Origin of the sequence: Actinoalloteichus hoggarensis (assembly GCF_002234535.1) — a bacterium.
Classification (GTDB): domain Bacteria; phylum Actinomycetota; class Actinomycetes; order Mycobacteriales; family Pseudonocardiaceae; genus Actinoalloteichus_A; species Actinoalloteichus_A hoggarensis.
Window position 1 is genome coordinate 2,796,018 of sequence record NZ_CP022521.1, and the last position, 12,742, is coordinate 2,808,759.

The following is a 12,742-nucleotide window of genomic DNA, read 5'->3' on the forward strand; positions in this document are numbered from 1 at the left end:
GCGGCGAGACCCGCGGCCCGAACGGCAGGTGGGAAGCGCGCCCCGTCGACCCCGGTCGCCGTCGGCGCCCGCCGCAGGCGAGTCCGGTGCGCACCGCGTCCCGACCGGCCGCCTAAGGTATCGGCTCGTGACCAGGACACGCCGGGCGAGCCGACCCGCGACGGGGTGGAGGGTGGTCGCCCGATGACCGCGCCGACGGCTCTCGATCGCGCGGTCGCCTTCCTGCGCTGCCCGCACTGCGCCGAGGACCTGCGTCGCACGGACGCCTCGCTGCGATGTCCGACCGGCCACGTCTTCGACGTCGCTCGGCAGGGCTACGTCACCCTGTTGTCCGGGGCGAACAACCCGCACGTGGCGGACACGGCGGCGATGGTGGCCGCGCGGGAGGAGTTCCTCGCCCCCGGCCATCTGGACCCGATCTCGGCGGCGCTGGCCCCGTTGGTCGCCGACGCCGGAGCCGCCGAGGACGGCTGCGTGCTCGACGTCGGCGGGGGCACCGGACGTCATCTCGGCCGAGTGCTGGACGGTTCGCCCGACCGGGTGGGTATCGCCGTGGACCTCTCCAAGCACGCCCTGCGGCGGGCGGCCAGGGCCCATCCTCGGCTGGCCGCCGTGTGCTGCGACGTGTGGCGGGGACTGCCGATCCGCACCGGCTCGGTGGCCGCCGCGATCAACGTCTTCGCGCCGCGCAACGGCGCCGAGCTGTGCCGGGTGCTCGCCCCGCGCGGCACGCTGCTCATCGTCACCCCGACCGGGCGACACCTGGCCGAACTGGTCGGCGAGCTGGGTCTGCTCACCGTGGCGTCGGACAAGCGCGGCAGGCTCGCCGACACGCTCGGACCCGGCCTCGTCCTGCGATCGCAAGAGTCCGTCACGTGGCGGCGTGAGCTGGGCCACGCCGAGGTGCGGGCGGTCGTCGGCATGGGACCCAACGCCTGGCATCAGGACCCGGCGGCCCTCGCCGAGAAGATCGCCGCGCTGCCCGCGAACGTCGAGGTCGGCTTCTCCGTCGACGTCTCCGTGTACCGCCCGGCTGTGAGCTGACCGGCCGCGAGCTGACCGCGCCGCCGCGTCCCGGCCGGCCCACCGCGTCCCGACCGGCTGCGAGCCGTCCACCCCGCGCGGCCACCCGGCTCGCAGATCGATCGCACCCCGTCGAGCGATGTCACGCACCCGATCAGACGTAGCGCCGCGGCCTGCCGGGCGGTTCACTGCCCGGCATGGGTTGGAAGATCGTCTACAAGACCACGTTCCCCAACGGCAAGATCTACGTCGGCAGCGATCGCACGGACGACATCCGCTACCTCGGCAGTGTGGACAAGGATCTGGTCGCGCGGGACTTCACTCGGGAGGAACGTCGCGCCTTCGTCGTCCGCAGGCAGATCCTCTGGGAGTCGGACACCGCGACGGACTCGGAGATGCGCGCGCAGGAGAACCTCTTCATCCGGGAACTGCGGTCCAACGAGCCGGCGATCGGCTACAACAGGACACCGCTGCGCCGCTCCAGCGGCTGCTGAGGGCGGGTGCCCGGACCCGGTGCCCGCCCTCCGTCGCCGGTCAGCCCTCGGTCACCAGACCGTCGACGATCCGCAGCCTGCGATCCGCCGCGGCGCGTACCTCGTCGTCGTGGGTGGAGAGCAGCACGCAGGTGCCGTCGCCCGCCGCCTCGTGGAGCAGTCCCAGCACCGCGCCCACCATCTCGTGATCCAGATGCGCCGTCGGCTCGTCGGCGAGCAGCAGCCGAGGCCGGATCGCCAGGGCTCTGGCCAGCGCCACCCGCTGCTGCTGGCCGAAGGACACCTCGGACGGGTAGCGCTCGGCGAGATGATCGACCTGGAGGGTCGTCAACAGCTCGGTCACACGCCCGTCCACGTCGCCCAGCCGGGCGGCGACCTCCCCGGGTGCCAGCCGCAGCGGCAGTGCCACGTTCTCCGCCAGCGTCAACTCGTCCGCCAGGCCCATGGCCTGCGGCAGCACGGACACGACGTGCCAGGCGACCATCGGGCTCATCGGCTCGCCGAGGATCAGGACCTCGCCCGCATCGGGCTCGTCGAAGCCGCAGAGCACGGAGAACAACGCGCTCTTGCCCGAGCCGGACGGCCCGGACAGCGTCACCACCTCTCCCGCCGACACCGCCAGGTCCACTCCGCGCAGCACCTCGACGCGGCCCGTGCCCTGTGGAAAGGACCGGCGCACGCCGCGGGCCCGCAGCACCACCGTGTCGATCAGCACCCCGGCCTCGCTCATCGTCGTCCCCCTTCGACCGTGATCAGTTCGCCGTCCCGAAGCCACACCAGGGTGTCGGCCCCGGACCGCAGCCGTTCGTCGTGCGAGGCGACGATCACCGGGACGTCCAACGCGGTGACGCGGCGCAGCGAGTCGAGCACGAGATCGGCCGATCGCGCGTCGAGCTGCGACGTGGGCTCGTCGGCCAGCACGACCTCGCAGCCCATGGCCAGCGTGCACGCGAGCGCGAGTCGCTGCTGCTGGCCGCCCGAGAGCGCCCGGACCCGCCACCCGCCGGTTCCCGGCAGGCCGAGCTGATCCAGCAGCCCCTCGCCGGGGTCGGCGCGATGCGCCAGCTGCGCCGCGGCCCGCAGGTTCTCGCCGACCGTCAGGTAGTCGAACAGGTTCTCGGCCGGATTCTGATAGACCAGCGCGATGCGGCTGCGCCGCAGCCTGCGCAGCCGTCCCGCGTCCAACCCGCCGAGGTCTCGGTCTCCGAACAGCACCCGACCCGAGGTCGGTCGATCGAGCAGTGCGAGCACCCGCAGCAGCGTCGACTTCCCCGAGCCGGACGGGCCCGCCAACACGGTCAGCCCTCGGGCGGGGATGTCCACCGTCACGTCGCGCACGGCGCCCACCGGACCCGACGGCGTCGGATAGGTCATCGACACCGAGCGCAGCCCCAGCACCCGTTCGACGTCGGCGGGCGAGGTCGGGTCGGCGGTCGTCGTCTCAGCCACGGATCAGCTCTCCCACTCGTGCGGTCCGCACCAGGCGGACCGCGATCCAGCTCGCGATCGACACCACGACGGCGCCGATCAGCACCGCCCACACGAGGAAGCCCAGCGGCATGCCCGGCGACGGCATCGGGAAGACCTCCGGCGCCGGGTCGAGCCGGACCGCCGACAGCTCCGCCCCGACGATGCCTGCCAGGGCCCCGAAGCCGATGGCGAGCACGGCGACGACGCTCAGTTCCACGAGGTAGCTCGACACCAGGGTCCGGAGTCGCAGACCCATCCGGGTCGCCAGTGCACCGGAGAGCACGTTCTGTCTGCGGCGGGCCTCCACCGCCAACAGCAGCGACACGATCGCCAGCACGGCCAGCACCACGCCGAGCACCACGATGAAGGAGAAGGTCCACTGAATGGTGAGGAAGGCGAGCGCGTCCATGGCCGAGGCCCGCTCCGCGGTGTTCAACGCGACGACGTCCACGGCGGCGAGCGCGTCGATCACCGCGGTCAGCTCCAGCGTCGACCACACGTACCAGGCACCGAGCGTCGACGGCTGGTCCACCGCCGCCGAGGAGATCACATAGCCGAAGCCCCGGGAGAGTCCGGGAAAGCCCTCGAGCGAGCCGGTGGTGCGGACCTCCAGCCCCCGGCCGGTGTCGACCGTGCCCTGGGCGGCACCGCCGACCGCGATCGCGGGCACCACCCCGTCGGCGTCGGCCGGGCCCAGCGTGTCGATCTGCTGCCGGATCTGCCGGTGCAGGGCGGTCTCGTCGGAGTACGCGCCCGCCACGAAGGTGGCGGGATCGATCGCCATGATCCGGCCGTCTCGCCCCTGACCAGGGATGTCCCGGGTGGTCACTCCCACCATGGTGGACCGGCCCGCCAGGGAGTCGGGCAGGACGAGGCCGTCCCGCACCTCGGCGTTCCCGATCTGCACCGAGCTCTCCGCGCCCACGCTCAGCCCGGACTTCGCGTCGAAGGCCTGCCGCTGCGCCGACACGACGCCGTCGCCGACGGCGATCGTGCCCACCGCCAACAGGGCCACGACCAGCACCCCCGTCACCGTGCCTCGGGAGGCGGCGAGCCTGCGGATGCCCAGCTGAGCCGCGGGCCGCGACCACATTTGCAGCCGGTGCGATCGGATCAGCGAGCCGTTGAGCAGCCGGGCGACCAGCCCCGCCACCGTGAGCACCACGAGCAGCGGGAAGGCCAGGGCGATCGGATCGATCCGGGGGATGACCTCGCCGGTCTCGACGGTCAACGCGCCGTCCCACAGCCGACCGCCCGCCCAGACGGCCAGGCCCGCGCTCACCAGCTCCCACGGCAGCAGCACCAGCAGCCTGCGGCTTCGTGCGCCGCCGCGGACTCGATCGCGCTGGAACGTCGACCTGGTGCGCAGTGCCACCGTGCTCGCCAGCACACCGACGGCGACGATCACCACGCCGAACATGATCATCGACAACAGGGCCTCGGTCCCCGGCTGGATCACCGAGGCCGGGGCGAACAGCCGCAGCGTGGCCGCCGCCGTGCCGACGCCCAGCCCGATGCCCGCCGTCAGCGGCAGCCCCAGTTCGAGCACGGCCTTGCCACCGATCGCGGCGGGGGAGATCCCGCGCGACCAGAGCAGCCGGATCTCGGTATGCCTGCGCTGGCACCACTGCACGGCCACAGCGGCCACGCCCGCCAGGCCGACCAACAGACTGACCAGTGTCAACGGCAGGACGGCGAGGGTGACGGTCCTGCTGGACTCGTGGGACAGCTCCACGGGCCGGTCGAGATAGGCCCTGGCGTTGACGGTCTCGAACACGGAGAACCCTGCGGCCGTCTCGCGTACGTCGGCGACCAGCGACGCCGCCCGCGCGGACAAGGCGGTGGCGTCCTCGGGGGTCTGCGGCGACTCGACGGGGTAGCGGACGGTGGTGATCAGGGGATCGCCGGACTGATCGAGGTAGTCGTCGAACTCGTCGCCGTCGGCGAAGAAGGTGACGTGCGCGTCCTCGAAGTCGCCACCGAGGGGACGCACCGTGACGGTGCCCTCCTCGGTGCACCAGAAGTCGTCCTGCGGCGGTGTGAGGTCCGCGTAGATCGTGGTCACCTGCGGTGATTCGAACGCGCCCGTGGCCGCCGGTCGGTCGCCGATCTCGATGCCGCCCTGTTCGGCGACCGACTCGGCGACCCAGAGGCCGCTGCGGTCGCCCCCCTCGATCACGTCGAGATGGTCCAGCGCATGATCGCGGTGCCCGAATCGGGTGATCGGCATGCCGTCGTCGAACTCGACCCGCTGCGGGTAGGTGTAGCGACCGGCGACCACCTCGTCGAAGCCGTGCTCGACGGCGGCCTCGCGGGCCGACTCGACCAGGGTCGCGGAGCTCTCCGGGGTCAGTTCCTCGCCGACCACGTTCGGCCCGACCGCCTGGGGACACAGCCGGTCCAGGCTGTACTGGACGGCCGCGCTGCCCACCGTGGAGACGTGCAGCACCGCGCCCGCGATCACGAAGGACAGGACGAGCCCGGTCAGCACCGCGACCAGCATGGTGGAGGGGCTGGACAGTGCGGCGCGTGGTGCCCGCGTCCACGGCAGCTTGAGGGTCGGCCTTCGCTCGGACTTCACGCGCAGAGGGTGACATGACAGTGAAATGCGCCACCACCGAATCGGGCGAACCGACATGCTTTGGTGACAAGGTGATCCGGTCTGTCAAGGCTCCTTGTGGTCGAGCACCGCGTGAACAGCTCTTCTCCTGACGCGAAGTGATCGACTCGCCGCGCCGCGGGGAAGGTCGTCGCGGCGGCACCCGGGCGCGCTCGACCGGATGGACGGCGCGAATCGACCGCGTGACCTCGCTCACCGGGAATGGAGCGCACGCCGGCGGGCTCGGCGGCAGGCGGTACGGGGAACAGGCGGCCGTCGTCACTACGATCGAAGTCGGCGGCGGGAGCAAAACGGACGTCCCGTTCGTTGAGTCGATACGAGCCGCCAGCCGCCCGGGCCTCGGGCGGCCGATCCTCGAGGGAGCCGCCCACGTGCCTCTGTTGTTGCTGATGCTCCTGGAGATCACTGCCCTGATCGTGGTGGGCAACCTCATCGGGGTGCTGCCCACACTCCTGTTGGTCGTCGGCAGCAGCGTCCTGGGCGGTTACCTGCTCCGCAGGGAGGGCAGCAGGGCGATGGCGGCCATGCAGGAGGCGATGCGGCATCGCAGGCTTCCCGCCGACTCCGCCGATCCGACGACGATCGTCGTGGCCATCCTGTTCCTCATCCCCGGACTGATCACGACGGCCTCGGGACTGCTCCTGCTGATCCCCGGTAGTCGTACGCTCGTCGCGCGTCGGATCCGGCGCAGCCCGCGCTTCGTCACTCAGACCGGACCCTTCACGGCGCAGGCGGGCGGCCCGGGGGTTCCGCCGTTCGGATCTCGTCCCCGCGGCCCGGACGGGCCGATTCCGGGCGCGGGCGCTCGCGGGGACGTGGTCGAGGGCGAGGTCATCGACGGCGAGGTGCTGTCCGAGACGATCGATCCGACGCCCGGCGGCCCCGCGTCCACCGGTTCGTCGCCCGGCGGTCCGGCCGCCCTCTCCGAGCCCCGCGATCCCCGTGACGTCGACGGACCGGGGACGGGCCGGGTCGGGGATCCGAAGCCCGGCGTCGATCGCGATTGACCTCACACCCTGTCCGCCCGTCCGGGGCGGTCGGGGCAGACTGCACCACTGTGACGACCACTGCGCACCCCACCGCTCTCCTGTTGAGGGGCGGTCGGATTCATTCGCCCGCCAGCCAGGACGCCACCGCGATGGCGACCATCGACGGCGTCGTCGTCTGGATCGGCCAGGACGCGGCGGGCGACGCCCTCTTCGGCGAGCAGGCCACCACGATCGATCTGGACGGGGCGTTCGTGGCACCCGCCTTCGTCGACTCGCACGTCCACGCGACCTCGGCGGGCCTGTTGCTGACGGGGCTGGACCTCACCGACTGTCCGTCACTCGCCGACTGCCTGCAGCGCCTGTCCGAGCAGGCCGCCGCCCACCCGGGGGGCGTCCTGTGGGGGCACGGCTGGGATGAGAGCCGCTGGCCGGAGCGCCGGCCGCCGACCAGGGCCGAGATCGACGCGGCCGTCGGCGCGACGCCGGTGTACCTGTCCCGGGTCGACGTCCACTCCGCGTTGATCTCCAGCGCGCTGCTCGCCATGGTTCCCGCGGCGCGGTCGGCGACGGGGTTCCACGCGGACGGTCCGCTGGCCCGAGACGCGCATCACCTGGTGCGCGGCGTCGCGCGCGACGGCGTCGACGGCGCGTCGCGGCGTGCCGCCCAGCTGGGTTTCCTGCGGCACGCCGCCGCCCAGGGCATCGCCGCCGTGCACGAGTGCGCGGGGCCCGACATCTCCGACTCCCAGGACCTCCTCGATCTGCTCGCCCTGGCGGGTACCGAGGACCTGCCCGAGGTCGTCGGGTACTGGGGGGAGCTCGGCGCGGTGGGCGTCGCCCGCAGGCTGCGGGTGGCCGGGCTGGCGGGCGACCTGTTCGCCGACGGGGCGCTCGGCTCCCGGACGGCCGCGCTGCGCGAGCCCTACCTCGACGCGCCGGGCACGCGTGGGAACCGCTACCTGGAGCCGCCGCAGATCGCCGAGCACCTCGTGGAGTGCACCCGACACGGCCTTCAGGCGGGCTTCCACGTCATCGGCGACGACGCGACCTCGGCGGTCATCGAGGGATTCCGGCTCGCGGAGGCCGCCGTCGGGCTGCGGGCGCTCACGGTGCGGCGGCATCGTCTCGAGCACCTGGAGATGGTCGACGCCGATCAGGCGGCCGAGTTGGCCCGTTGGGGCATTACCGCCTCGATGCAGCCGATGTTCGACGCGCTGTGGGGCGGCGAGAACGGGATGTACGCCGAACGGCTGGGCGCCGAGCGTGCCGCCGGACTCAACCCGTTCGCGACGCTGGCGTCGGCGGGCGTGTCCCTGGCCTTCGGCTCGGACGCGCCGGTCACCTCGGTGGGCCCGTGGGCCGCCGTGCGCGCCGCCGTCCACCACCGCACACCCGGCGCGGGCATCTCGCCGAGGGCAGCGTTCACCGCGCACACCCGAGGCGGCTGGCGGGCGGCGGGCGCCGCCGAGGAGTTGACCGGAACGCTGGTGCCGGGGGCGTCGGCCACCTATGCGATCTGGACGGCGGGTGAGCTGGTCACGCCCGTCTCCGACAGCCGGATCGCCCGGTGGTCCACCGACCCGCGCTCCCGGGTCCCCCGGCTGCCGTCGGTGGACCCGGGCGTCGATCTGCCGGTCTGCCGGGCCACCGTGCTCCGGGGTCGGGTGATCCACGACACGGAGGGTCTGCTGCCGGTCGGCTGATCCGCCAGTGCCCGTGCGCGGGGATCCGCTCACCCCGTAGGGTGCATGACCGTGACGGAACAACCGGACCGAAACCCGGAGGTCCGCGCCTCCGATGCCGAGCGTAATGAGATCGCCGCGTTGTTGAACCAGGCCGTGGGCGAGGGGCGGTTGACCCTCGACGAGTTCACACACCGTGTCGGACTCGCCTACGAGGCGACGACGCGCAGCGAGCTGGACACGCTGGTGGCCGACCTGCCGGTGTCCCCACCCGCCGCGCAGGAGCAGCCGCTGGCGGTGCGGTCCGACGGCAAGCTCGAGCCCGAGGGCGGCGAGCGCAAGTGGAACCTCGCCGTGCTCGGCGGCAGCGATCTCAAGGGACGCTGGCGGGTCCGGCGTCGGATGGGGTTCTTCGGCCTGCTCGGCGGCAGCGACATCAACCTCTGCGACGCCGAGCTGGACGCGCCCGAGGTCGAACTGACCCTGGTCAGCATCCTCGGCGGGCACACGGTGATCGTGCCGCGCGGCGTCCGAGTGGAGAAGTCCGGCGGGTTCGACCTGCTGGGCGGCGACGATGTCAAGATCGACGAGAGCGCCGTACTGGAGAACTCGCCCGTGATCCGCATCCGCTCGTACTCGGTGCTGGGCGGCTCCGACATCAAGAACCCGAAGCGCAAGAAGGGCAAGCGCAAGCGGGACCGCGAGCTGGAGGACTGAGTTCGGCGGCGGGTGAGCCCGCCGCACGGCGGACACCGGCGGCTGAGCAGGGCGTCGACCGTGCGGGTGGGCCCGGCACTCGATGTCCCACCAGCGCGCGCGCCCGGATGTCGGACACCCGGGATGTCGAACCTCGGATGTCGGACACGGTCGGATCCCCGCCGCGACCGGGGACCCGGTTCCGAATCGGGTGATGAGCGGCATCCGCTGCACACCGGCGGGGCCGGGGCGACGCACGTCGTCGCACGCTCGACGTCGGGATCTCACCGGCCGTCGTCGTCCTAGCCACTGAGAGTCGTTGACACCGATCCGTGAGCTTGATGCGATCGCGCTGTGCTCCGCACCGTACTCACGCGACGTCGTCACGTGGACTACGCTCGGGTGTCCACTCAGGCCTGTTCGAGGTCCGCTCGGCGAGACCCGTCCCGCTCAGGCCCTCCGTGAGGAATCCCCATGGCGCAGCCGACCTCGACACCTCCGCTCTCCACGACCTCCGCCGCCGAGCCCGCCGACGAGCCGTCGGGCCAGGCCGCCGTCACCGTCACCCTGGACGCCGACCTCGATGATCCGACGGGGCTGGCGGGCAGGCTCATCGAGGTCATCGGCACGGTCGTCCGGCCGCACTCGGTGACCGTGACGGTGCGCGGGACGACGGTGCGTGCCGCCTCGCCGCGGCTCTCCTCCGGTGAGGCGCCCCGAGAGGCGCCGCCCCGGGGCCGTGTCGTCCCGCTGACGCGGCAGGCCCCGACCGTGCTGATCGACGTGCCCGCTCGCAGCGTCGCCTGCCGTGGCACGGCGATCGAGCTGACCAGGCTGGAGTTCGACCTCCTGCTGTTCCTGTGCGAGAACCGCGACCGGGTGCACCGGCGCCACTCGCTGATCACGCGACTCTGGGGGTCCGCACCGGAGCAGCCGGGCACCAGGACGGTGGACGTGCACGTCCGGCGCATTCGAGCCAAGCTCGGCGACGACGTCGACGTGATCAGCACTGTCCGGGGTGTCGGGTACCGGATCGACGACGCCGCAGGCGTGGTCGTGCGTCACGAGAGCCGTTGAACCGTCACGGAGGCGCTGGACGCGGGCCCTGGGAGGGTCGGCGGGACGGGTCGTCGAGGCCGTTCGGCTTCGGGAAGCGGCTGTGCCGAGGCGGGCCGCACGGGGGGGCGAGCCGAGAGCCGGGGGCGCGCCGTCGGCTGACGGGCCCGCTCCGTCCGGCCGTGCCGGGCGGGTCGTCGCACGTGAGACCCGCCCGGTCACCGCAGCGCATCAGCCCTGCGTGCAGCTCCCGTCGTTGAGGGTGAACGCGCTGGGCGCGCTGTTGGCGCCCGTCCAGCTGCCGAGGAAGCCGAAGGACACCGACCCGCCGACGGGGATGGCCGCCGTGTAGTCGACGCTGCGTACGGTGACCGTGTCACCGGTCTGAGTCGCGACGCCGCCCCAGACGTTGGTCACCGTCTGCCCGTCCAGGTAGCTCCAGCCGAGTGTCCAGCCGTCGACGGGGCTCGTCCCGGTGTTGCGGATCGTGACCTCGGCCTGGAAGCCGCCGTTCCACTCCCCGGAGACCCGGTAGGTCACCGCGCAGGAGCCGGCGGCCGGGCCCGACTCGGTCGTGACGGTCGTGGTGGCGGATCGCGCCGACCGATTGCCCGCCGCGTCGCGCGCGTACACCGCGAAGGTGTAGTCGGTGTCGGGGCTCAGTCCCCCCACGATCGCCGAGTTCGTGGGCGTGCTGATCGCGGCGGTCTCCTGGCCGCCCGCCACCCTGACCACCTGATAGCCGGTGACGCCGACGTCGTCGGTGGACGGCGCCCAGGTCAGCGTGACGCTGCTCGCCGACACCGCCGAGACGCTCGGCGTACCCGGCGTCGTCGGGGCCGTCGTGTCCGAGCCGCCGCCGAAGACCGAGGCCTCCCGGGAGGTCTGCGCGATGCCGTCGGCTCCGTGGAAGATCCGCTCGCCCCAGGGCGTGAGGCTGTCGCCGTCGAAGCCGTGGACCATGTCCAGATACTCCACGGGACTGCCGTTGCCGCTCCACGACCAGCCGATGTAGCCGAGCCCGAGGTCTTCGGTGGTCGCCATGATGGTGTCCTCGTCGGGGTCGCCGTCGGAGTGGTTGTGGCCGAACTCGCCCACGATGATCGGCAGACCCTGATCGACGAAGTGGTGGAGGTAGTCCTCGATCTCGGCGGCGGTGTCGTAGACGCCGTACATGTGGATGGAGAACACCGTGTTGGCGTGCGGATCGGACGCGAAGACCTCCGGCGCCTGGCTGCGCATGGTGCCCGACCAGTCTTGACCCCAGTTCGGCCCGTCGACGACGAGGGTGTGGTCGAATCCGGCGTCGCGAAGTCGGTTGATCGCGGCGGAGGTGTCGGCGCCCCAGCCCGCGTAGTCGGTGTTGCCGTATGGTTCGTTGCCGATGTTGACGAGGACGTAGTCCTCTTCGCCGATCACGGCGTCCTGGATGCGCAGCCAGTAGTCCACGGCGCGATCCAGACTGACGGCGGCGGCCTGCTCGCCGTACCCGGTGGTGTCGTGCACCTCCAGCATGCAGATCAGCCGGTTGGCCTTGCACTGGCTGACCACGTTCGCGACGTCGGCGGTGCTGTTCTCGGTCCACTGGTCACCGCTGCTGAGCACGATGCGGACGGTATTGGCGCCCAGAGACTTGATGTCGGCGAGGGATCGGGTGGTCTCCGAGGTGAACCAGGTGTGCGGATGGCTGACGCCCCGGATGACGAACTCCTGGCCGTTGGCGTCGTAGAGCCTGCCGTCGTTCACCTGGAAGCCCGCCTCGGCGTGGGCGGTGGGGATCACGACGAACATCGACAGCAGAAGGGCGAACACGGCGGCACCGAGGGATGCGACTCGTCTTCTCATGACCTACCTCAGGAAGCGGCCCGCGGGCGGGCGTGGGTGGCCGGGCCCGCAGAGCGGCCCGACGACAGGTTCCCGGCTTCCTGTGGCGGCGCCGCTCAGCGTAGCCGAGCGTGACCGGCGACACAACGGCGCCGATCGGGCGTATCGGGACGGGGTCCGCGGCCGGTCGACCGGCGTCGGCGCGTGTTCCCGGGTGGTACCGCCCGGGCCCGCCTGCGTCCGGGCCGTGACCGCGTCACGCCGTCCCGGTGTCGTGCGACTCGTCCATGGCGCGGATCAACTCGTCGCGGGCACGGGCGACGCGCGAGCGCACCGTGCCGATCGCACACCCGCACACCTGCGCGGTCTCCTCATAGGACAGACCGAGCAGCTGGGTGAGCACCAGCACCTCCCGCCGCTCCGGGGCGAGGCCGGCCATCAGCAGATCCAGCTCCACGGCCTCCTCGAAGCCGCCGGGCGCGGCAGCCCTTCCCCGCAGCTGCCGGTCGTCGGAGAGCTGGGTGAGGTCGATGCCGTGCACCTGCCGAGGCCGCCGCCCGGCCTTGCGGAACTGGTCGACCACGACACGGCGGGCGATCGACAGCAGCCAGATCCGTGCCGAGGAGCGGCCCTCGAACCCCGGCAGACTGCGCAGCACGCGGAGATAGGTCTCCTGGGTCAGGTCGTCGGCCGACCCCGTGCCCGCGAGGTGGGCGGTGAAACGCCAGACATCGTGCTGCGTGGCCCTGATGAATCGTTCCAGCGCGTGACGATCGCCGGCACTCGCCGCGAGTGCCGACTCGGTGGTCTCGACGTCGACGTCGACCGGCCAGGTCACAGATCGGAAGATTAGCGCAGTCGTCATACTGACCCGGTCCGCCGAATGGA

The 12,742-nt window shown here is 72.1% G+C and carries 11 protein-coding genes; 6 read left to right on the forward strand and 5 right to left on the reverse strand.

Annotated elements, in window-relative coordinates; translation table 11 throughout:
• Positions 1 to 183: 183 nt before the first annotated feature.
• Complete coding sequence (locus tag AHOG_RS12320; protein ID WP_093941484.1) at positions 184 to 1,044, forward strand: putative RNA methyltransferase; 861 nt, start codon at positions 184 to 186, stop codon at positions 1,042 to 1,044.
• Between the two features lie 176 nt (positions 1,045 to 1,220).
• Positions 1,221 to 1,517 (forward strand): GIY-YIG nuclease family protein, encoded by a 297-nt coding sequence (locus AHOG_RS12325; RefSeq protein ID WP_093941485.1) that lies wholly within the window; start codon positions 1,221 to 1,223, stop codon positions 1,515 to 1,517.
• 40 nt (positions 1,518 to 1,557) lie between these two features.
• On the opposite strand, the gene AHOG_RS12330 is transcribed toward AHOG_RS12325, so the two are convergent.
• The 3 genes from AHOG_RS12330 to AHOG_RS12340 form a co-directional block, all read right to left on the reverse strand.
• Complete coding sequence (locus AHOG_RS12330; protein WP_093941486.1) at positions 1,558 to 2,247, reverse strand: ABC transporter ATP-binding protein; 690 nt, start codon at positions 2,245 to 2,247, stop codon at positions 1,558 to 1,560.
• Complete coding sequence (locus AHOG_RS12335; protein ID WP_093944395.1) at positions 2,244 to 2,891, reverse strand: ABC transporter ATP-binding protein; 648 nt, start codon at positions 2,889 to 2,891, stop codon at positions 2,244 to 2,246. Before AHOG_RS12335 ends, AHOG_RS12330 begins: the two co-directional genes overlap by 4 nt.
• A 67-nt stretch (positions 2,892 to 2,958) precedes the next feature.
• Positions 2,959 to 5,568 carry an ABC transporter permease family protein gene (locus AHOG_RS12340; protein WP_093941487.1) on the reverse strand — a complete coding sequence of 870 codons (2,610 nt, stop codon included), beginning with the start codon at positions 5,566 to 5,568 and terminating at the stop codon, positions 2,959 to 2,961.
• 410 nt (positions 5,569 to 5,978) lie between these two features.
• Between AHOG_RS12340 and AHOG_RS12345 the strand changes: the two genes are divergently transcribed.
• The 4 genes from AHOG_RS12345 (at position 5,979) to AHOG_RS30245 (ending at position 10,051) form a co-directional block, all read left to right on the forward strand.
• On the forward strand, positions 5,979 to 6,614 hold the full coding sequence (locus AHOG_RS12345) for an FxsA family protein (protein ID WP_157736783.1): 636 nt from the start codon (positions 5,979 to 5,981) through the stop codon (positions 6,612 to 6,614).
• Between the two features lie 50 nt (positions 6,615 to 6,664).
• On the forward strand, positions 6,665 to 8,299 hold the full coding sequence (locus AHOG_RS12350; protein ID WP_245856710.1) for an amidohydrolase: 1,635 nt from the start codon (positions 6,665 to 6,667) through the stop codon (positions 8,297 to 8,299).
• Between the two features lie 51 nt (positions 8,300 to 8,350).
• Positions 8,351 to 8,995, forward strand: a complete 645-nt coding sequence (locus tag AHOG_RS12355) for a DUF1707 SHOCT-like domain-containing protein (RefSeq protein ID WP_376700025.1) — start codon at positions 8,351 to 8,353, stop codon at positions 8,993 to 8,995.
• 453 nt (positions 8,996 to 9,448) lie between these two features.
• Positions 9,449 to 10,051 carry a winged helix-turn-helix domain-containing protein gene (locus AHOG_RS30245; RefSeq protein WP_093941490.1) on the forward strand — a complete coding sequence of 201 codons (603 nt, stop codon included), beginning with the start codon at positions 9,449 to 9,451 and terminating at the stop codon, positions 10,049 to 10,051.
• 210 nt (positions 10,052 to 10,261) lie between these two features.
• Here AHOG_RS30245 and AHOG_RS12365 read toward each other — a convergent pair whose 3' ends face one another.
• Positions 10,262 to 11,875, reverse strand: a complete 1,614-nt coding sequence (locus AHOG_RS12365; RefSeq protein WP_093941491.1) for a cellulase family glycosylhydrolase — start codon at positions 11,873 to 11,875, stop codon at positions 10,262 to 10,264.
• Positions 11,876 to 12,110: 235 nt separating this feature from the next.
• Positions 12,111 to 12,719, reverse strand: a complete 609-nt coding sequence (locus AHOG_RS12370; RefSeq protein WP_093941492.1) for a sigma-70 family RNA polymerase sigma factor — start codon at positions 12,717 to 12,719, stop codon at positions 12,111 to 12,113.
• Positions 12,720 to 12,742 lie beyond the last annotated feature (23 nt).